This window comes from Microcoleus sp. ARI1-B5, from assembly GCF_036705795.1.
Taxonomy (GTDB): Bacteria; Cyanobacteriota; Cyanobacteriia; order Cyanobacteriales; family Microcoleaceae; genus Microcoleus.
Genome location: NZ_JAUBVK010000032.1, coordinates 61,418 through 82,104, shown reverse-complemented (window position 1 = coordinate 82,104; position 20,687 = coordinate 61,418). Strand labels below are relative to the sequence as shown.

Below are 20,687 nucleotides of genomic sequence, written 5' to 3'. Positions count from 1 at the left end.
CAAGTCATACTTGTTGACTTTTTCGTTTTCCATCCAAAAGCGCAATGCTTTGTTACGGATGAACTGCACTGTTCTAATTGCTTCATCTACAGCATCAAATTGCTGCTTTTTACCGTATGCTTTGAATTCAAAAACTAGCATGAGTTCGACCTCATCACGATATCCTTATGCTAACAGCGTCAGCTTAATATTGCTAAATTTGTTCACAAAGCTTAACAAGCCGATGTCATAGTACATTAAGAGAAAGCCGTCCTGCAAGGACGGGGTTTTAAACCCAGATTTTTGATAAACCGCTCCTTCAAGGCAGATGCAATGCAGATGCAACGCAGATGCTTTTCAAGATTATTTGCGATTTTTGCAAGAGGTTTATTGTACAAGACTCGCTATTCAAAAACTCTTGAATAGCACTCAAACACAAAAAATGCTTTTTACAATAATTAAGATGCTCCCTGAACCATGCCTTGCACCTTACCGCTATAATTCCCGCGTCAAACCACTTTTGGCCTGAGTCCTGATAAATAAAAAGAGGACTAAAGTCCTCACTACAAACCAGCTTTACGACAGGAAATTAACCGGACATTAGCATTACGGGAGACTGAGTTTTTTACTCTTTTCTTTCAATGATAATGGTCATGTGAGCGACTAATGCGCCGATCGCTCCTACTGCTGCAATTACTGGGAACAAAGCCGCACTGATGACTCCGCCGACAAGTCCCACCGTTAGAGGAACTTCTACCAAAATGCGTCCCTCTTCATTTTTGAGAATCAGGCGCCGGATATTTCCTTCGTGAATCAGCTCTTTAACTTTAGCAACCAAATCCTCGCCGTTAATCTTCAACTCCTCGACGCTAACTTTATCCTGAGTATTATAAACAGGAGTTTCTAAAGGAGTCGCCTCAAAGTTAACCTCAGCAACTTTTTCGGCAGAGACTTTTCCCGATACAGGTATTGATTCGAGTTCTCTGGCTCCGACTGGTTCTTGTAGGCGGTCTGTAGGTGTCTCCATTTTTTGTTCTCCTTTTCGGTAAAAGTATTTTTGTATAGAATTCTTTAGAAACATAACACGCAACTTTTTGTCGATAAATCATACTTTTGGGTGATATTGCTGCTGGTGCTGTCGTGCATTTCTCTCTTCATCTTTGAGGGCGCAATTTCCTCTCTCCCCGAATCCCCCTCTCCCCCTCTCCCACTCCCCTTGTGCCAATACGCTAACTGTCTACCTCTGAGCCTCCCACCGCCGCACCCGTGAAAAACCTCCGATCGATACAGCCAAAGGATTAGAGCTACATTCACGCTCTCAGAGACTCAGACTCAACAGGTGTACAGGTTGAAATACTGACATCGTACTGAAAGTGCGATCGCCCAGCCGTTTATAGAGTTAACACATCTAGTTCGGCAAACCGCACATGGAAACCGTCGCTTACTTTTCTCAACAGTCATTTCTATTCAACTGCGTGCGATCGCCCAAAAAAACCCGGCCCCCCGAGGTTCCTCCCACGAACATCTTAGAGTTTCTAATGAGAATTGCTTAAAATCAAGGGGAAGGAGAAGTAATTATGATCGAAATATTATCGCCACAAAACCAACTTCCTCAAATTGAGATTGAGGTTGGGAAAAAGTCGGGTAAACTAGAATTACTTCCTTCTGCTTCCCCTGTATTGCCCGTGTCCGATTTGCCAGCAACAGAATTTACATATCAAGTTGGTGGCAGTTTGCAGGCGAACGCTCTTACCTACGTCACCAGAGCAGCAGATAGCGAACTTTACGACTCGTTAAAAGCAGGCGAATTTTGCTACGTGCTCACCTCCCGACAAATGGGAAAATCGAGTCTGCGGGTGCAAACAGCCCGCCGCTTGCTTGCAGAAAACATTGCCTGCTCAATTGTTGACATCACAGGAATTGGCACGGCCGAAATAACTCCAGTGCAGTGGTATGCAGGCTTTACAGCCACTCTCGCCAACAGCTTTAAAATTAAAATGAATGTCAAGACTTGGTGGCGCGATCGCGAACACTTGCCGCCAGTCGTCAGATTAAATGAATTTATCGAACAGGTATTGCTTCGGGCCACCGAGCGCAATATCGTGATTTTTATCGACGAAATTGACAGCATTCTCTCCCTCAACTTCTCCAGCGACGACTTTTTTGCCTGGGTGCGCGGCTGCTACAACAAACGCGCCGAAAATCCCGAATACAACCGCCTGACTTTTGCCTTATTTGGAGTCGCAACTCCTCAAGATTTAATCTCTGACAAAACCCGAACTCCTTTTAATATCGGCCGCGCCATTGAACTCAAAGGATTCGATCTTGCCGAAGCCGCACCTTTAGCCCGAGGATGGCCCGAAAAAATCGACAATTCCCAAGAAATTCTCAAAGAAATATTAGCATGGACGGGAGGACAGCCATTTCTCACTCAAAAGCTTTGTCAATTAACAGCTCAGAAGTTAGCAGCACCAACCAGCAGCGACTGCAATAGCCCAGCCAACTGTCAATTATTCATTGCCGAATTAGTGCAGTCTAGCGCCATCGACAATTGGGAATTTCAAGACGAACCGGAACATCTCAAAACAATTCGCGATCGCCTCCTGAGAAATCAAGAGCGCACCGGCCGCTTGCTGGCACTTTACCAACAAATTTTAGACGGCGATGTGACTCTCCCGAACCCCACAGAAAAACCAGCAGGAGAGTTAATCGATCGAGCTGCTTCTTCTGAAGACAGTTCAGAAAAAATGGAACTTTTACTGTCAGGTTTAATCGTCAAAGACGGAGGTAAACTGAGAGTTTACAACCCGATTTATGCCTCTGTTTTTAACCGAGAATGGATACAGCAAGAATTAGCAAAGCTCCTGCCTTACTCCGAGTCTATCTGCGCTTGGTTCGCCTCCAACCGCACCGACACTTCCCGCTTGCTGCAAGGCAGAGCTCTCGCAGAAGCGTTAACCTGGGCTGCAGACAAAAGTTTGGGCGATCGCGATTATCAATTCCTATCAGCTAGCCAAGAACTCCAAAATCAGGAAGTTCAAAGAGCTTTGGAACTAGAAAAAGCAGCTTCGCAAATATTAGCCGAAGCAAATTTAGTATTGACTAAAGCTCAGCAAAAAGCCAAGCGAACAGTCCAATTTAGTTTGTTTGGACTCGCTGCAATTTCCGCAATCTCTGCTAGCGTCGTCGTGCAGGCGCAGCGAGTTGCCCAGAAAGCTGAAAATCAAAAAAAACAAGCGATAATTACCCACATAGAAGCGCTCAACTCCACCGCCGATATTTCCCTCAGCTACGACCAGCTAGGAGCCTTAATTGCAGCAGTCAGCGCGGGCCAAAAATTGCGAGGAATTGAAGTTTCCCCAGCGCTCAAAACACAGACGGTAAATATACTGCACCGAACGCTAAATGCAGTCCGAGAACGCAATCGTTTGCCTAACGGACATACGGCTAATTTTAGCCCGGATGGCAAGTTAATTGTGAGTGCGGGGGACGAATTTCATGTGAATTTGTTTCAGCCTAACGGCAAGTTAATTTTGAGTTTTCCGGGACACAGCCAGTCAATTACTGAGCTGGTTTTTAGTCCAGACAGTCAGTTAATTGCTTCTACAAGTTTTGACAAAACTGTCAAAATTTGGCGCCGCGACGGAAGTTTACAGCAAATTTTGAAAGGACACCGAGATTTAGTTTGGAGTGCGAGTTTTAGCCCGGATTCTCAACTAATTGCTACTGCTAGTTCCGATAAAACTATTAAGATTTGGGGTGCCGGCGGCGTTTTGCTGCACACTTTAAAAGGACATACTAGACCAGTTACATCAGTCAGGTTCAGTCCCGACGGCAATATGTTGGCTTCCACCAGTCAAGATCGAACTGTCAAACTTTGGAAACGCAGCGGGAAAACAAAGTTTCGACTTGAGAAAACTCTTTTGGGACACGGAGATGAAGTCTGGGGCTGCAATTTCTCGCCAGACGGTGAGATGATTGCCTCTGCGAGTCACGATTGGACTGTGAAACTTTGGAATGCTGACGGCAAGTTGCTCAAAACTCTCGACGATTCTACAGCAGGTTTGGGCAGTGTCAGTTGGAGCGCAGACAGCAAGATGCTTGCAGGGGGCAGCACTGACGGCAAGGTGAGACTTTGGCGGGCTGACGGTACTTTGCTGCAAACTTTTAGGGCACATCAAGCCGATGTGTGGAGTGTGAGTTTTAGTCCCGATCGCACAACTTTAGCATCTGCAGGCAAAGATGCGTCGGTGAAGCTTTGGAGTCTCGATGCTGCTAAAGTAGAAGAAACTACCGAACTTGACAAATTGCTCGCAGTCGGCTGTCGCTGGCTGGGAGACTACCTGCAATACAATCCGCGCGTTGAGAGCGATCGGCATTTGTGCGAAACAACTGACAATTGACATTTCTTGCCAATTCCCAGAAACAGGTTGTGCTGGAATTCTCAAAGCTGGCGATCGGCTCCAGATTTGTCGCTACTCCTTGTCTGATTGTCATATAATTCTAAGTAAGGAGTAATACCAAGTCTACTGGCACAGGTTGCGGATGTCTATCAATCTGAATCAAATTAATGTTATGAAACATTAAAGATAGATGAAATTCACTAAATAGTCAGGTTTCAAAGGGGTGTCTGCTGTTAAATTAATCTAACCTGCCATATCTTTCCGGGTGACACCAGCAGGATTTAAGGAAAACAAATCATGCTGAATTAACTGGATGGGAGCGAGCCGAGTATAGTTGATTGCAAAGCTATAAAAAGAGTTGAAAATGCAGTGCAAATAGTACGCAGTCAATACTCTAGCAGCCAACCGCAACTGCCAATTACCAAAGGAGGGAGCAGTGTATGAAACTGACGGGTTGAGTCCCCTGAAATCGCCGCTGGGTTTGCGATCGACTCTAGAGGAATTAACCCTGTACAACTTTCTCCTAGAGTCAGAATGTCTGGGTGGCGAAGTTGCTAAAATTTTTCAAGCAAACCCTTTACTTCCCGGCATCATCATTACTGAGAAAGGAAAGTTTACAGGGATGATTTCGCGGCGGCGTTATTTTGAACACATGAGCCGCCCCTACAGCTTGGAGTTATTTTCTCAACAGCCTTTGTTCATCCTCTACCGCTTTACTAAAACTGATATGTTGGTTCTCGATCGCAAAACCTCAATTATGACGGCAGTGCGGCAGTCTTTGGAGCGATCGCCCGAACTAATCCACGAACCAATTGTAGTGCAGGTAGAGCCGGACAATTACAAACTTTTAGACGTGCACCAACTGCTGCTTTCTCAGTTGCAAATTCACGAGCTGTCAACAGTGGCGATGCGGGAATCCCAAGCACAGTTGAGGTATCAAGCCCAACAGCTAGAACTGGCCCTGCTGGAACTTCAGCGCACTCAAACCCAACTAATTCAAACAGAAAAAATGTCTTCTTTGGGGCAGTTAGTAGCAGGAGTAGCTCACGAAATTAACAATCCGATCGGCTTTATCTACAGCAATTTGCACCACGCTAAAGAGTATACTGAAAGTTTAATGCGGATGCTTTACCTGTACCAGCAGCACTGTCCCGAATCCATCGCAGAAATTGAAGCGGAATCAGCAAACATCGAACTCGATTATTTGCTGGAAGACTTACCCAAAGTGCTTAATTCCATGCAGCAAGGTGCAGAAAGGGTACGCGACATCGTTTTGTCGCTGCGGAATTTTTGCAGGTTAGACGAAGCCCAAATGAAGCCGGTCAACATTCACGACGGTATCAACAACACGATTATGCTTTTGCAAAGCCAGCTTAAAGGCAAACCCGGGCAGGAGGCGATCGCAATTCACAAAGAATACAGCGACTTGCCGCTGGTGCAGTGCTATCCCGGACAGCTAAATCAGGTATTTATGAATATTTTAGTTAATGCCATTTACGCTCTTGTTGAGTGGAACAAACACGAAAATGTCGATGAAAAAAGCCAGAACAATTGGCAAGCCGGCGAGAAAAATGATTCCCGTGCAAACACTCAATCCTCAAGTTCTAATTCTACCCGTCGGATGCCTGCGATTCGGATTCGGACGGAGTTAATCGAGGGAAAAAAGGTAATAATTAGAATTTATGACAACGGCCCGGGGATGACAGAAGATGTTCGGAAGCGGTTGTTTGACCCTTTCTTTACCACAAAGCCTGTCGGCCAAGGAACGGGTTTGGGACTGTCGATTAGCTATGAAATTGTTGTCAACCAACACGGCGGGGAATTGAAGTGCTTTTCGGAACCGGGAAAAGGAACAGAATTTGCGATCGAGATTCCACTTCAACAGTCTTCCCCAGCACATATGTTACCTCGCTTTGCCTAACTGCTGTTCGATCGCTCTTGTGCGATCGCACTAGCTGTTGGCGAGCGGGGACAGCACTCATGATTAATGACAACTGTCACAGGTCAACTGTCACAGGTCAACTGTCAACTGTCACAGGTCAACTGACTACTGACTACCTTTGCAAACCCACTTCCACAAAGGATGACTCGGCCCCTGCTGGCGAATGCGGCGCACTTGTTGTTCTAAACGCTGTTTTTCCCGCTGGGGCAATCCTCGCACATTGCGACTTTGCTTCGTTAACACTGCTAAAGTCATCCCCAAGCACAAAACCAAACCGAGAGTAGGCCAGCGGTGAAAATATAAACCGTAGCGCACCGCCGCCCAAGTGAAGTTTTCTAACCACAAAGCGATTTCGCCGCGCAAACCCCAAATGCTCAAAGAACCGACGCTAATCCACAGCAATATTACAGTTAACCAACGGCCGTAAACTGTTAGTTTGTGAAGCCTGTGGACTTCAATTTGCAAATTTGGGTCGCTTTCATTAGTCATTAGTTATTAGTCAGTAGTCAGTAGTCAGTAGTCAGTAGTCATTAGTTAACGGTTAACGGTTAACTGTCAACTGTCAACTGTCAACTGTCAACTGTCAACTGTTAACTGTCAACTGTCAACTGTCAACTGTCAACTGTCAACTAAACTTCTTCTGATGGGTTAATACCTTCTGCGGGGACGGCGATGGAGTTGCCCGTGCGACTGCGCCACCAAGCTAGCAGCGTGCTGGCAATGAAAATACTCGAATACGCACCGGCAATAAAGCCGACAATCAATGCTAAAGCAAAGTATTTGAGGGTTTCGCCGCCAAACAAAAAGATGGAAAACAATGTCAGCAGCGTGGTCATCGTCGTGTTAATTGACCTTCCCAGCGTCTGCATTACGGCATCATCGACAATTCGATCGATCGACTGTCCGGGATTTAGCTTGATAACTTCCCGCACGCGATCGTAAATTACCACTGTATCGTTAACAGAAAAACCGATAATTGTCAAGAGCGCGACCACAAATAAACTGTCAACTTCCACTCCTTGAACTAAACCCAAAAACGAGAAAACACCAAGAGTAACCAACACGTCGTGGAAGAGAGCCACAAAAGCAAAAAAAGCATAATCCAACTGAAATCGGAACGTCAGATAAATAGTAATGCCAGCAAAAGAAAGGAACAAAGCCAGCAAACCGGAAGTAAACAACTGTTTGCCGAGGGTAGGCCCAACCGTATCAATTTGAGTAGATTGAGGAGCAAAAGCGCCTATTTTTTTGCTCAAAGCTGTTTGTAAATTACTCCGCTGTTCGACATCCAAAGTTTTCGTGCGCAGCGACAAACCGCGCTGTTCTTGGCCGATAACTTGAATGCTGCTACCAGCCAAACCTTGGGAGTCCAGGACTTCGCGGACAGCGGCAATATCGATCGGTTTACAATTTTCTCGTGCAGTGCAGTCGAGTTCAAATTGCAGCCGGGTGCCGCCGATAAAGTCTAAACTGGGGCGCAGCGGTGCGCGGATGTCGGGACGAGTCCAAGAAATCGCCATCGACACTATACCTGCAAGGATGATAGCGGCGGAAATACTCCACCAGATCGATCGCTGTTTGATAACACTGAATTTCATAAATTAGCGGGAATTGGGAATTGGGAATTGGGCATTGGGAATTGGGAATTGGGCATTGGGAATTGGGCATTGGGAATTGGGAATTAATTTACAACTAATTTTTAGCAGTTTGTAGTTGTTGGCAACTCTTATCGACAGCGATTACCGATTACCTATTACCCATTACCAATTACCCATTACCTATTAGCTATTAGCAGTTTTCGACAAATCGGGACAAAACCACTGAGGTTTCCGCAGCGCTGGAAAGCCCAACACTACCAAAAGTAGAGTGCGGCTGCAAGTAATAGCAGTAAACATACTCACTGCGACGCCCAAGGCCAGCGTTACAGCAAACCCTTTAACTAAACCCGCGCCCAACCAGAACAAAGCAGCACAAGCAATAACTGTTGTGACGTTGCCGTCTAAAATGCTAGAAAAAGCTCGGTAAAAACCCGATTCGACCGATCGGTAAAGCGTCTTCCCCGCCCGCAACTCTTCCCGCGTGCGCTCAAAAATCAGCACGTTAGCATCCACGGCCATGCCGATGCTGAGCACAAAACCAGCAATTCCCGGCAGCGTTAATGTCACCCCCAACAGCACGAAAGCTGCCCAAGTTAACAGAGCATAAATTAACAGAGCAATATTGGCAATTACGCCGGGGAGCCGATAGTAGGCAACCATGAAAATCAAGACTAAAATTAAGCCGCCGATACCTGCATTAATGCTGCTTTGAATGCTGTCTCGTCCCAAGCTTGCACCGACAGTGCGGTTTTCAATAATTTCTACCGGCACCGGCAAAGCGCCGCCGCGCAATTGCACTCCTAAATCATTAGCGTCTTGGGCTGTAAAGCGACCTTGAATTACGGCATTGCCGCCAGTAATTCCTGTCTGGGCAAATTCCACACCTACTACAGGAGAACTGATCATTCTTTCGTCTAGAAAAATGCCGATTGTCCGTCCTGTTCCTGCTAAATTTTTAGTTAGTTCGGCAAATAGTTCGCCTCCTTTAGTGTCGAAACGGAGAGCGACATTCCAGTCGTTACCACCAGTGGGTTGAGCTTGAGCGTCTTTGAGATTTTCGCCGCCGAGTCCGCTGCTTTTGTAGAGTTTGGCGATCGCCTCATTGCTTCTTTTCAAAGCAGCCTGATTTTCTTTAATGGCGGCCTCATTTTTGCTGTTTCTCAATTCGGCTTGCTTTGCCAGCAATTCCTGCTGCAACTGCCTCTCAATGCCTAATTGCGTTTCTGTTCCCGGCAGTTGTTCCCGAAAGTCTAGCTTGGCGGTACCCCCCAAAACTCGTTCTGCTTGCTGCGGGTCATTGACTCCCGGCAACTGTACGAGAATTTGGTCTACTCCTACTGTTTGCACTAATGCTTCGGAAACGCCCAAACCGTTGACGCGGTTTTCGACAATCCGCCGCACTGCTTCTAACATTCCCGGGTCAATTTTGGGAATTGTGGGGGTAGTTTTTACCTGAATTGTGAGTTGTGAGCCTCCTTGCAAGTCTAATCCCAGCCGCGTCGGAATTGTTACTATTACAGTAATAGCGGCGATGATTAAAACCAAAATTAGGGCTAATACTGAACGCTGTTTTTGCATACTTATAGTAGTTGACAGTTGACAGTTGACAGTTGACAGTTGACAGTTGGTGAGACTGTGGATTCCTGCACGGTTGAGGTAGTTTGCAGTTTACCTGGGACAGTAATTAGTTGGCAGTGGTAATTGGTAATTGGTAATGGCAGCTATCAACTGTCAACTAATTACTGTCAACTAATTACTGTCAACTATCAACTATCAACTATCAACTGACTATTTATACTCGCAATGCTACCATTTTTTGGACTGCTTCGACAATTTGGTTGGGCTGAACAATTGTCAGTCTTTCTAAATTGCCGTTGTATGGTGTGGGAATATCTTGTGAAGACAGCCGCAAAACTGGTGCGTCGAGTTCGTCAAAATATCGATCGCTAATCGAAGCAATTAGTTCGGCACCGATGCCTCCTGTTTTCATGCACTCCTCCACAATAATTACTTTGTGGGTTTTGCGAATAGATTCGCCGATGGTGTCCATGTCGAGGGGTTTGAGAGAAATTAGGTCGATTACTTCTGGATCGCAACCTTCTTTGATGAGTGCGGGCACGGCTTGCATGACGTGGTGCCGCATCCGCGAATATGTCAAAATGGTAACATCTTTGCCCGATCGCACAATTTCCGCTTTGTCTAACGGCACTAAATATTCTGTTTCTGGCAAATTTTCCTTGAGGTTGTAAAGAAGGACGTGCTCGAAAAACAGAACCGGGTTATCGTCGCGGATGGCTGATTTTAACAGTCCTTTGGCGTTGTAGGGAGTCGAACAGGCGACTATTTTCAAACCCGGTACTGCTTGGAAGTATGCTTCTAACCGCTGGGAGTGTTCGGCGCCGAGTTGCCGCCCCACGCCGCCGGGCCCGCGAATTACCATCGGCATTTTGAAGTTGCCGCCGGAGGTGTAGCGCAGCATTCCGGCGTTGTTGGAAATTTGGTTGAAGGCGAGGAGCAAAAAGCCCATGTTCATGCCTTCGATGATCGGGCGCAATCCGGTCATTGCTGCGCCGACTGCCATGCCTGTAAAGCTATTTTCGGCGATCGGGGTGTCGAGCACTCTTAGTTCGCCATATTTGTTGTAGAGGTCTTTGGTGACTTTATAGGAACCGCCGTATTGACCTACGTCTTCGCCGAGTACGAATACGGCTGAGTCGCGGGCCATTTCTTCGTCTAACGCCTCGCGGAGGGCGTTGAACAATAAGGTTTCTGCCATAGGAGGTGAAGCAATGATTGCAGGAGGGTCAGAATTAGAATCTTAACCTTTTGGGGGTGTCGATGAGGATGCGATCGTACATTTGGCAGTTAAGACTGGAAATTTTGCCAATGTCTATCATAACATTTGTATTATGTCAATCAATATTTAAGTTAACTAGACAGGCGGGAATTCCCCCGCCCACAGCAGAGGAAGATTATGCTCCCGACAAAAACTGAACTAACTCTAGAAGAGTTTCTCGCTCTCCCCGAAGGAGAAGGCGATATTACCTGCGAACTTGTTGACGAGCAAGCAGTACCGAAGATGTCACCAAAAAAATTTCATTCTCGCCTCACTAGAAGCTTAATAAAAATCTTGGAGCCGTGGGGTGAAGAACGGGGAGAAATTGGTGTAGAATGGGCGGTAAAATTAACCCGACTGGGGCGAGACTGGGTTCCTGTACCAGACCTTTTATATGTTTCTTACCAACCCTTGTCTCCTGACTGGAATCAAGATGAAGCCTGTCCTGTCGCCCCAGAATTAGTCATAGAAATTATTTCACCCGAACAAACTTTCGGTCAGTTAGCGGCTAAAGCGAGAAATTATTTAGATGCTCAGGTGTTGCGGGTTTGGGTAGTAGATACCCGGGCTAGAAGCATTACTGTTTTTTACCCGGATGCAGCACCGCAGACTTATATGGGAGATACCCTATTAAAAGAGCCACTTTTTGAGGGATTAGAATTTACTGCGTCACAGCTATTTCAGATGGCAAAAATACCACCAAAGTTCTCTTAGCACCCAATAAGATAAGACGGCGGTTGAAACCGCGTCTATAAAAACTAATTCCGCCTCCGCGGAATGAAGAAAGTAACGCATTTTTATGAGTTACTCTTCAACCCGCGGAGGCGGGTTTTGTTTGTGTAGAAGCGGTTTCAACCGCCCGTTTTTTCATATCACAAATATGGGATTTTGTCAAGCTCCTGCATTTAAATTTCAGCAAAATGCTTTTGCAATAAATCGTGGATAAATCGATAGCGCCGATCGCCCGTTTTTTGCAGCAGCAGCCGATCGCCCGCAGCATCCAGAAAACGCTTGTAATCCCAAGGAATATAACCGTTTGACCACAGCACGAGGCGCAATATCAAACTGTCAATCGCCGGAATTGGCGGCAGCAAAGCACTAATTACCGCAGCCGCAGCACCCGCAATCAATCCCCAAATCGACCCGGAGACAACGGTGAAAATTAATCCCAAAATCACCCAAATTAGCCCGCCAAGCAGCTTAACCCCAAACTGATACTTCCGCTGCTCCTCGCCTGTTTGCAACCAGCTCGACGGGATGCGATCGAGGTAAAATTCTTGAGTTCCTTGCTGTTCCATCCTTCTCGCCAACCATCCCAGCCAGCGGCGAATTTGTTCCGGCCGCAGTTCCTTATTTCTGGGATACTGCTTGACTTCCCCGGTCATTTGGTGGCGGATGTAGGCAGTTAACAGATATTTGCGCTGTTCTTCTGCGGAATTTATGCGCTTCCAAGATTCGATTAAAATATCATCATAAGCCAAAGCCATCATGCTCAATAATAAGGGAGATTTGGCCAATTTTAGCAACTCCGGCTCGTTCTCAATGCTGTACCAAAGTTCGCGGCTTCGGGCTTCGATCAGGTAATTTTGAATTTGAGTTTCTGTTAAAGGTTTCAACAAAACTGCTGCTTGCAGTTTAAATCTAGTTGGGCAGTTTTTGTAGACTTCAAAACTGCTGCAAGCTACTAAATGTTTGGGTTTTAATTCGCTGGCGACAAACTGATTGATTGCTTGAATGCAGATATCTTGGCGGTGGGTTTCTACTTCGTCTAAACCGTCGAGGAGAGGCAGCAGTTTTTGTTCGGCGAGCCATTTTTTGCCTACAGCCGCAGAGATACTGTATTTGTACTGAAGCTGAGCAATTAACCAATCTGCGATCGCCCCGGATTCTGCTTTCCACGATCCGAGTTCAAACAGCACCGGTATTGGTAAACTAGGATCTTTTTCGGCGCGGGAAACTAACACCTGAGCCAATTCTAGCAGCGTCGTGGTTTTGCCGGCACCCGTGGCTCCCAAAATGACTAATTTGCCGTTGGTGCGATCGAACACTTTAGAAATGCTAGCTTTGGGAGGAAGCCGAAAACTCGGACGGTTTCCCGCTTTCACTTCCACATCCCAACAGCGGGTAATACCCACAGGCTGCGAGTCAGGGCTGAGGTTAGCCAACACAGCAGCGTGCAAAGACTGCGCGAGCCCTGCTTGAACTTCCCGCTTTACCTCCGAAAGCAGTCGATCGCGAGGCGGTTGTAATCTGAAAGGAATAAATCTTGACATGAGAACTAATAAACTGCACCTCGCGCTGGATGCTTACCTTGCTAGATTTGAACACAACTGGCTCACAGCAACAGTACCATCACTACAGGTGTCAAGTATAGACGGACTGAAATTATTGTGACAATTATCGATGTTAAATTTTAGCAACTCATCCGGAAAGATTACCCTTGATTAAGTATTTTCACTCTAAATCGCAGGGCTCGCGCCCCCCATTTTCCGGGAAAATCTTGATAAATCCGCCTAATTACGTATTTTCCCTATAGATTAACTGGCGATCGCGCCAACTCCGAAACAAAAATTATCAGTATAAATACAGAGGGGGTTTTTATGTCATTTACTTCTACTCAAATCATCATCACAGGCTTAGCAGGATTAGCAACAGCGGTGGGAGTGGCTGCTGCAACTATACAGTCTGGTGCGATTCAACAATCAAATCCCCCCTTTGCAGAATCCCCAGCAGCCGTCAGAAACCCGATCGCACTTTTTCCGGCGAACAACCCCGAATCTGAGCAACCAGAACCCCTGCAAGTACAAACCCAGGCTGCGGAAGCCCCGAAATCTGAATCTCAACCAGCCAAAAGCGCCGCACTTCAACCACCGCTAATCGCCGGAGTCTCGCAGGAAAAAGTTGGCCCGGTAGTTGTCACACCGCCAAATTCGGGATGTAAAATCAGTATGGCTGTAGTCAGCGATCCGAATCCACCGCTGAATGTGCGATCGCACCCGCAAGTAAGCGGCAGCACAATAGTAGGAAAACTCAAAAATAATACCTTTGTTTCAGTCGCCGAAGAACATAACGGTTGGCTGCGAATTACCGAACCGCCCGGTTGGATTGCTAAAAACCGCACCGAAAGCAGTTGTTCTAACGTCAACCAGCAGATTAATTTTCTGCCGGGGGGAGATGAAGCAATTGTTAAAGGTAGAATCATCGGCGGCGGCACTCACTCTTACAAGATTCGCGCCACAAAAGGTCAAACCATGACTGTTAAGAATCGGAAAGATGTTTTCCCATCAATTATCACTCCTGGCGGCAAACTTTTAGCAGGAGATCCATATAAGCAAGAGGAGAAAACCGAGTGGACAGGAAAAATGCCTGTTACTGGAAATTACACATTTCAACTCGACTCAAATTTCCGTGGTTATGAATACGAATTTTATGTGCGAGTCCGATAAATTCCCAAGAATACCGGGCGGTTGAAACCAGGTTTATACAGACAAAACCCGCCGGACGCCGGTTGAAGAGTAGGCGGTTAAAATTACCTTCTTTTCTTCAGTCGGCGTCCGGCGGACTTCCTTTGTGTAGACGCGGTTTTAACCGCCGTCTTCGTTTGACAAGACGCGGTTTTAACCGCCGTCTTAGTTAATTAAGGAATTTCAGTAAGCGATATATCAAGAATCGCAAATTTCTGCCAATCTTCTGAATCAAAGTGCCACCATTCTGTGCTGATGCCAATAAATCCCTGTTTTTTCATCGCATCTTCCAGCACTTGACGATTTTTCCGAGATTGCGCGCTGCCGCCCTGGTAATCTCTGTGAGCTTTTTTGGTAAAATCGTCATAAGGCGTTGGCATCTCTAATTCTTTGCCAGTGCGATCGACTAAAGTCAAATCCACAGCCGCACCGCGATTGTGCCTCGAACCCCTAGCAGGATTGGCAACATAATTCGGATCTGGCAAAAATTCCCACATTTGTTTAGTAACAGAAAAAGGCCTGTAGCAATCGTAAACTTTCAAACCCAATCCAATTTTTTCCAAATCTGTTTGAACAAGGGCTAACTTTTGAGCAACAGAAGCTCTCAAAGCGCATTTTGCTACTGTGTAAAGTTTTCGTTTCAAGAAATTGTTAGCAGTGGCGTAGCGGATGTCGAGGCGAATGTTGGGATTTACGGTGCGGATGTCAACAAGTCGCGCCCAACTTGGAAGTTGACTCATGAAAATGCTTTCTGGTAATACTGGGCTTGGTTCTTCCTGGGAAATTTGCACTTTCAGCGGCTTCTGGGCGCTAACAAATTTTGGATGGTGCAGCCTGGTTGCAGATAGTAATACCAGTATAAATAAAATAAAATATTTGGTAAATTTATTTATTTTCATGGTTCTGTAAATTTAATATTTTATGAGTTTTTGGGGCATTTCATGTCTTGGAAAATTTTCGGATTTTTCCGACAGTCCGACAGGGGTTTAAACCCCTGTCTCATAGCGAAAGTCCTCTAAAAGAAAACTAAAATATTTCTCTAAATCTATCTGAAATTTCGATTAATTTTATGAGTCTTTCAGTCGGTTTCAACCGACTTTAGCTATGAGACGGGGGTTTAAACCCCCGGCGGACTGTCGGAAAACGGGGAGAACGCGAGAAGGCGAGAATGATAAATTACTTCTCGAACTCTTTTTTAATTGTTAATTATCCTCAAATTCCCAAGCGCTGATACACTAAATCTAAGTGCCTCAATTGATACTGGGGATCGAAACAATCATCAATTTCTTTGGTTGTCATCTTAGCTGTTACCCGATCGTCCTTAGCAATCAAATTGTAGAAATTGCCACCCGGTTTGTTCCAAGCTTCGTGAGCACAAGATTGCACAATTTTGTAGGCGTCTTCGCGGCTCGTGCCTTTTTCTACTAAGGCTAGCATCACGCGCTGGCTGAAGATGACTCCGCCGTAAAGGTTCATGTTTTGTTTCATGTTTTCGGGATAGACTAGCAGGTGTTTTACTAAGTCTGTGGTTTCTACTAACATGAAGTGAGTTACTGTAGAACTGTCGGGCAAAATCATCCGTTCTACGGAACTGTGAGAGATGTCTCTTTCGTGCCAAAGTGCAACGTTTTCTAAGGCTGCGACGGCGTTGGCGCGGACGATTCTTGCCATTCCTGTGAGTCTTTCCGATCGAATCGGGTTGCGTTTGTGGGGCATGGCGGATGAGCCTTTTTGCCCTTTAGCAAAGAATTCTTCGACTTCGAGAACGTCGGTGCGTTGCAGGTTGCGAATTTCGACTGCAAAACGCTCGATCGATGCTGCTAAGAGTGCTAAGGTTTGGACGTATTCGGCGTGTCGATCGCGCGAAATGACCTGAGTCGATGCACAATCGGGTTCGAGTCCGAGATTTTGACAGGCGATCGCCTCGATTCGCGGGTCAATATTAGCATAGGTTCCGACTGCGCCGGAGATTTTGCCGACTGCAATGGACGATCGCAAATTTACCAATCGGGCGCGGTTGCGAAAGACTTCTGCCAGCCATCCTGCTAGTTTAAAGCCAAAGGTGATGGGTTCGGCGTGAATTCCGTGCGATCGGCCAACCATGACGGTATTGCGATGCTGTTGAGCCTGATAGCGAATAGCTTGACTCAATTCTTCGACACGTTCTAACAAGATATTGACGCTGGCGACTAATTGCAGCGCCAAAGCGGTATCGAGTACGTCGGAACTGGTTAAGCCGAGGTGAATGTAGCGGCCGGCATCGCCTACATATTCGTTGACATTTGTCAAGAAGGCGATCATGTCGTGGCGGACTTCGGCTTCAATTTCGAGGACTCGTTTGGGGTCAAAATTAGCCTTAGCTTTGATTTCTTCGACTGCGGCGGCGGGGATGTAGCCGAGTTCGGCTTGAGCTTCGCAGACAGCGATTTCTACTTGCAGCCAGGTTTTGAGTTTGGCGGTTTCAGTCCAGATGTTGCCCATTTCGGGCAAAGTGTAGCGCTCTATCACGGTGGGAGTTGGGGAATGCGATCGTCCTATTGTACCTCTGCGAGGCCTCCGTCTTGAGTCGGGATGCGGAATTTGGGGCGATCGGGTAAAAGTGGGAGAAAGCGGGTAAAAGGGCGATCGGCTACAATAATTTCAACCCGAAACTTCAGAACCATGAAATATACAGTTGTTATCCAATGGTCAGAGGGCGATCGATGCTTTCTCGTGTTTTTGCCAGATTTTGAGGATGTAATGCAGCCGGTAACTCACGGAGATTCTTATGAAGAAGCTATATACAATGCGCGAGAGTTAATAGAATTACTAATTGAGAGTTGTCAAGCTGAAGGTAAACCATTGCCAGCAACTAAGAAGCTAGAACTATTATTTCAGGCTGCATGAAATTGTTGTTTTATTGATGAGGTGGTTAAGAAATGTAAAAAATCATGAGTACCGCAGTATAGGATGATACACTGATGAGAGGTGGTGAATGTTAGCGATCGCAACCCTAATCCAGAAATGTCTAGACGCGAAAGATTGCTAATAGACGATTGAGAAGCTGAGATAGATGATAGGGGTAACTCATTTATATGGGTTGATGAATGAGGAAATTAAACTTATTATAGAATAGTAAAGAATTATGGGAAAAGTAGAAAGTGGTCAAATTAACAAACAACAAGTGCCAAAGTATTTCCCTACACCTGTAGCTGAATTAACACGATTTATGAGGCACTTTATAGAACAAGATGATACAAAATATCAATATCAGGAGGCTTTAACAAGCAATATTTGCTATAATCTGCAACATTTGGAATATCTTAATTTTATAGTTAGCGATCAAAATCAATACTTGAGGCTAACAAATGTTTTACAAAAACAGACAATTAAAAGTATTGTTATTATTAGTGTAGGAATAATTGAGGGAATATTATACTATTTAATATTGACTCGTGGTCAACCAGCAACTACTGAGTGGGAATCAGTTATGAAGATAAAAAATACTAAAAAAGCTGGGGACAAAGAGTATAAGATTGAAAATGAAATTTTTGAAAGAATTTACAATGATGAAACAGATACTATTGAGTGGAAATCAGTTACGGGTAAAGTATCGGGTATTAAAAAAAATTATAGCGGAAAATACTATAAGATTGAAAGTGAGATATTTTTCAAGCGTGAAAAGGCTATTCCGACAGAGATGAGTTTAGACCAAATGATTAAAAAAGTAAAAAACAAAAAGCTTTTAGGTGAAGACACAGAAATTTATCATGATATCAATACATTAAGGAAAAGTCGAAATAAAGTGCATATTCGTCTCATCGAAGAACGATTAGATACTGATTGGAATTCTTTTGATAAAAAGCTTTTAGATTTGAGTAAAAAAGTATTGAGTAAGGTTTTAAAAAAAGTAGGTATATTTACCGATGAACAATTATCTCAAGAAGCATTTTCTTATTTGGATAATTAATTAACGAATGGCGATTGCAACAAATAAAGAGCGCCAAATAACTCACCGAACACAAAACAAACACCAACTAAAAACCCTATGACTTCTCAAGCCTCCAACCCAAATGTCCAAGAGCTGCAAAGACAGGTGATTGCCCTGTTACAAGAAGTTAGCACTCTGATGGGTCGCGCAAGCAAAGAACTTAAGTCTGAGGATAGCTCAGAAAACAAGTACCACATATATCAACAGGAAATTGCAAAGGAGATTGGTACAGTCACAGACCTAAAACTCAGAATGGCTATTGCCGCACCTATGAATGCTGGCAAATCCAAAATTATTAATGCCATTATTGGTCAAGAACTCCTGCCAAGTTCTGCTACAGCGATGACCACACTGCCCACAGAGATTGTATTGAAAGAAAATGCAGCAGAGGCAATTTTAAAACTGAGTTCTGGAATTTGTGAAGCATTTAAGAAAGCATTGGATGCTATCAGGCAGGAAATTGAGCAGAAAGGGATGGAAGAAGTTCTTAAGCAGACTGGTGAATATCCGCATTTAGCAAGTTTACTCCAAGAAATCCACAGTGATACAGATTTTGGGATTTCCGAAGAAATCTATGGCAGTAAGAATATTAACAAGATCCTGACAGAGTTGAATCATATTATCCGTCTTTGCAACATTTTGGCCGTATCCCAAGATCGAGATCCTCTCCAGTTGCTCAATGACAATGACATTCCATCTATCGAAACTCCTTTTTTCAGAACACAGCAAAATCAACAACTAGAGAAGCTAGGTAATCTTGTAATCGTTGATACGCCTGGGCCAAGTGAAGCCGGAGTCAGCGAAAAACTAGAAATTGTAGTTTCCAAGCAACTTAAGCGTAGCCAACTTGTGCTGCTTGTCCTGAATTTCACTGAATTGAGGGCTGAAGCAGCCGAAAAAATTAAAGCAGAAGTTCAAAAAGTTATCCGAACAAGCAGTCAAGAAAATTTATATGTTTTAGTTAATAAAATTGATGAGCGTCGTCCAGGTGACATAAATACCGAAATGGTAAAACAATTTGTTGCTCATAACCTCAAACTGGGCAACACAAACCGCGTATTTGAAGTTTCTGCGAGGCAAGCATTCTGCGCTAAGGATTTTCTCCGTCAATCATCTCTCAGTAGTCAAGATATTAAAGATCCTGAAGCTGCCCAAGCATTAGCTAGAGAAGTATGGACTGTTGATTGGGAGGATGAACTGAAGGATGCAACTGTAGAGAAATTACAAAAGAAAGCGGTAACACTTTGGGAAGCCTCAAAGTTTGCATCTTTTCTGGAAGAAGCAATTAATGTAATTTTGCTACAAGTTGCCCCCCGCTGCATGGAGTTTGCATTGAATCGTTGTCTTATTCATCTAGATGATTTATGTAACAATGCAAAAAATGACCTGACTTACATTAACAGTAATGCTGAAAAGCTCCAGCAAGCAATTGAGGATCTTAACAAAGAGCTTTCTAGTCTAGCTGCTTGCCGTCGGAATCTAGATGAAGAGGTTGCCCAAACAAAAAAGCAAATAAAGGAAACCGTAAACGCCAACCTAGAAAAGCTCAAAAAAGACGTAAAAAACGAACTTGACACACTATTGAAAAAGTATGTTTTAGATTCTGCTATAAAAGTATTTTCCAATTTGTGGGGCGACATATCCAACATCTTTAATAGAGATAAGGATGAATTTGAATTTGATAGTAAGCAAGATGCCAAGCTATTCGCTGAGCAAATAGCAGCTTCGGCGAAGCAAATTATTGAACGTCAATTGGATGTCGCTTGTAAAGAGACGGATAAACAGACTGAAGGCAGGATTCAAGAATTATCCAAGTTACTAGATAATGAAACTAAGCCTATTATTGAACGCGCTCAATATCGGTTAAAAAGAGATTTTGATGTTATTTTTAAGCCAGATATATTCAAGCTAGTTGATATTTACATAGAAGTGAATACCCCCGATCTTGAATTCAGAGGATATGGGTTATCTGATTTACTCGCAGCATTGTTAGAAGGAGCATTTGGTAATTTGTTTGTGCAGTTTGCTGCTGGCTTAGTGGCAATGGTAGCTAACAGTCCAATACTGAGCAGATTTTATGGTGCAGTTAGCACCGTTTTCGGTTGGTTACGTGTGGACTTAGACAAATATTTATATAAAGAAATATATAGAGTTAACATAATCCTTTTCAAGGGTGAAATAGTTAAATTCTTTGACAATAAAGTTGAAGAAATTCAAGAACAATCTAACCGATTGATTGAGCAATCATTGGAGCAACAAATTAAAAGGTACTTTGAGGCTCTCGACTCTCTTCTAGGTGATTATAGGAAGGATTTAGAGCAATCACTAAAAGCTCAAGCTTTACCTTTAGAAACACTGAAAGAATTAAAGCAAGCGCTTGAATCATTTTCAGTAGGTAATGATAAATTACAGGTGGATAAATTGAAAGAGAAGGCTAATGAACTTATGAGTCAGACAAAACCATTAATAGCAAGCTGAGATGCGCTTACGTTTTT

16 protein-coding genes and 1 pseudogene are annotated in these 20,687 nt (G+C 44.5%); 7 read left to right on the top strand and 10 right to left on the bottom strand.

What is annotated here, in order from left to right:
• Together QUB63_RS29680 and QUB63_RS29675 are read right to left on the bottom strand one after the other, a co-directional pair.
• Positions 1-141: pseudogene (locus QUB63_RS29680) on the bottom strand (RNA-guided endonuclease TnpB family protein); the annotation flags it as partial.
• A gap of 463 nt (positions 142-604) precedes the next feature.
• On the bottom strand, positions 605-1,006 hold the full coding sequence (locus tag QUB63_RS29675; RefSeq protein ID WP_332948956.1) for a DUF4342 domain-containing protein: 402 nt from the start codon (positions 1,004-1,006) through the stop codon (positions 605-607).
• Between the two features lie 550 nt (positions 1,007-1,556).
• On the opposite strand from QUB63_RS29675, the gene QUB63_RS29670 reads away from it, so the two are divergent.
• Positions 1,557-4,382 (top strand): AAA-like domain-containing protein, encoded by a 2,826-nt coding sequence (locus QUB63_RS29670; protein WP_332948955.1) that lies wholly within the window; start codon positions 1,557-1,559, stop codon positions 4,380-4,382.
• Positions 4,383-4,818: 436 nt separating this feature from the next.
• A complete protein-coding gene (locus QUB63_RS29665) occupies positions 4,819-6,303 on the top strand; it encodes a sensor histidine kinase (protein WP_332948954.1) in 1,485 nt (494 codons plus the stop codon).
• Positions 6,304-6,429: 126 nt separating this feature from the next.
• Here the strand turns inward: QUB63_RS29665 and QUB63_RS29660 are convergent, their stop codons facing one another.
• The 4 genes from QUB63_RS29660 to QUB63_RS29645 form a co-directional block, all read right to left on the bottom strand.
• Positions 6,430-6,813, bottom strand: coding sequence for a hypothetical protein (locus QUB63_RS29660; RefSeq protein ID WP_332948953.1), 384 nt, complete (start codon positions 6,811-6,813; stop codon positions 6,430-6,432).
• 140 nt (positions 6,814-6,953) lie between these two features.
• A complete protein-coding gene (gene secF, locus QUB63_RS29655; RefSeq protein WP_332948952.1) occupies positions 6,954-7,922 on the bottom strand; it encodes a protein translocase subunit SecF in 969 nt (322 codons plus the stop codon).
• Positions 7,923-8,105: 183 nt separating this feature from the next.
• Positions 8,106-9,500: a protein translocase subunit SecD gene (gene secD / locus QUB63_RS29650; RefSeq protein ID WP_332948951.1), complete on the bottom strand. Its 1,395-nt coding sequence runs from the start codon at positions 9,498-9,500 to the stop codon at positions 8,106-8,108.
• Positions 9,501-9,714: 214 nt separating this feature from the next.
• Positions 9,715-10,698, bottom strand: a complete 984-nt coding sequence (locus QUB63_RS29645; RefSeq protein ID WP_332948950.1) for an alpha-ketoacid dehydrogenase subunit beta — start codon at positions 10,696-10,698, stop codon at positions 9,715-9,717.
• Between the two features lie 198 nt (positions 10,699-10,896).
• On the opposite strand from QUB63_RS29645, the gene QUB63_RS29640 reads away from it, so the two are divergent.
• Positions 10,897-11,472 carry a Uma2 family endonuclease gene (locus tag QUB63_RS29640; protein WP_332948949.1) on the top strand — a complete coding sequence of 192 codons (576 nt, stop codon included), beginning with the start codon at positions 10,897-10,899 and terminating at the stop codon, positions 11,470-11,472.
• A gap of 191 nt (positions 11,473-11,663) precedes the next feature.
• Here the strand turns inward: QUB63_RS29640 and QUB63_RS29635 are convergent, their stop codons facing one another.
• Complete coding sequence (locus QUB63_RS29635) at positions 11,664-13,031, bottom strand: NACHT domain-containing protein (RefSeq protein WP_332948948.1); 1,368 nt, start codon at positions 13,029-13,031, stop codon at positions 11,664-11,666.
• 327 nt (positions 13,032-13,358) lie between these two features.
• Here QUB63_RS29635 and QUB63_RS29630 point away from each other — a divergent pair, with 327 nt between their 5' ends.
• Positions 13,359-14,204, top strand: a complete 846-nt coding sequence (locus tag QUB63_RS29630; protein ID WP_332948947.1) for an SH3 domain-containing protein — start codon at positions 13,359-13,361, stop codon at positions 14,202-14,204.
• Positions 14,205-14,395: 191 nt separating this feature from the next.
• Here QUB63_RS29630 and QUB63_RS29625 read toward each other — a convergent pair whose 3' ends face one another.
• From QUB63_RS29625 to QUB63_RS29615, 3 genes are all read right to left on the bottom strand, one after another.
• Positions 14,396-15,121 (bottom strand): M15 family metallopeptidase, encoded by a 726-nt coding sequence (locus QUB63_RS29625; protein ID WP_332948946.1) that lies wholly within the window; start codon positions 15,119-15,121, stop codon positions 14,396-14,398.
• A 313-nt stretch (positions 15,122-15,434) separates the two neighbouring features.
• Entirely contained in the window at positions 15,435-16,730 is a 1,296-nt protein-coding gene (purB, locus tag QUB63_RS29620) for an adenylosuccinate lyase (protein ID WP_332948945.1), read from the bottom strand.
• A 26-nt stretch (positions 16,731-16,756) separates the two neighbouring features.
• Positions 16,757-16,885 carry a hypothetical protein gene (locus QUB63_RS29615; protein ID WP_332948944.1) on the bottom strand — a complete coding sequence of 43 codons (129 nt, stop codon included), beginning with the start codon at positions 16,883-16,885 and terminating at the stop codon, positions 16,757-16,759.
• Here QUB63_RS29615 and QUB63_RS29610 point away from each other — a divergent pair.
• The 3 genes from QUB63_RS29610 (at position 16,884) to QUB63_RS29600 (ending at position 20,670) form a co-directional block, all read left to right on the top strand.
• Entirely contained in the window at positions 16,884-17,108 is a 225-nt protein-coding gene (locus QUB63_RS29610) for a type II toxin-antitoxin system HicB family antitoxin (RefSeq protein ID WP_332948943.1), read from the top strand. The two genes, QUB63_RS29615 and QUB63_RS29610, sit on opposite strands and share 2 nt — an antisense overlap.
• A 238-nt stretch (positions 17,109-17,346) precedes the next feature.
• The gene (locus QUB63_RS29605) at positions 17,347-18,171 is read left to right on the top strand and encodes a hypothetical protein (RefSeq protein ID WP_332948942.1); all 825 of its coding nucleotides are present in this window, start codon (positions 17,347-17,349) and stop codon (positions 18,169-18,171) included.
• 78 nt (positions 18,172-18,249) lie between these two features.
• The gene (locus QUB63_RS29600; RefSeq protein WP_332948941.1) at positions 18,250-20,670 is read left to right on the top strand and encodes a dynamin family protein; all 2,421 of its coding nucleotides are present in this window, start codon (positions 18,250-18,252) and stop codon (positions 20,668-20,670) included.
• Positions 20,671-20,687: the final 17 nt, after the last annotated feature.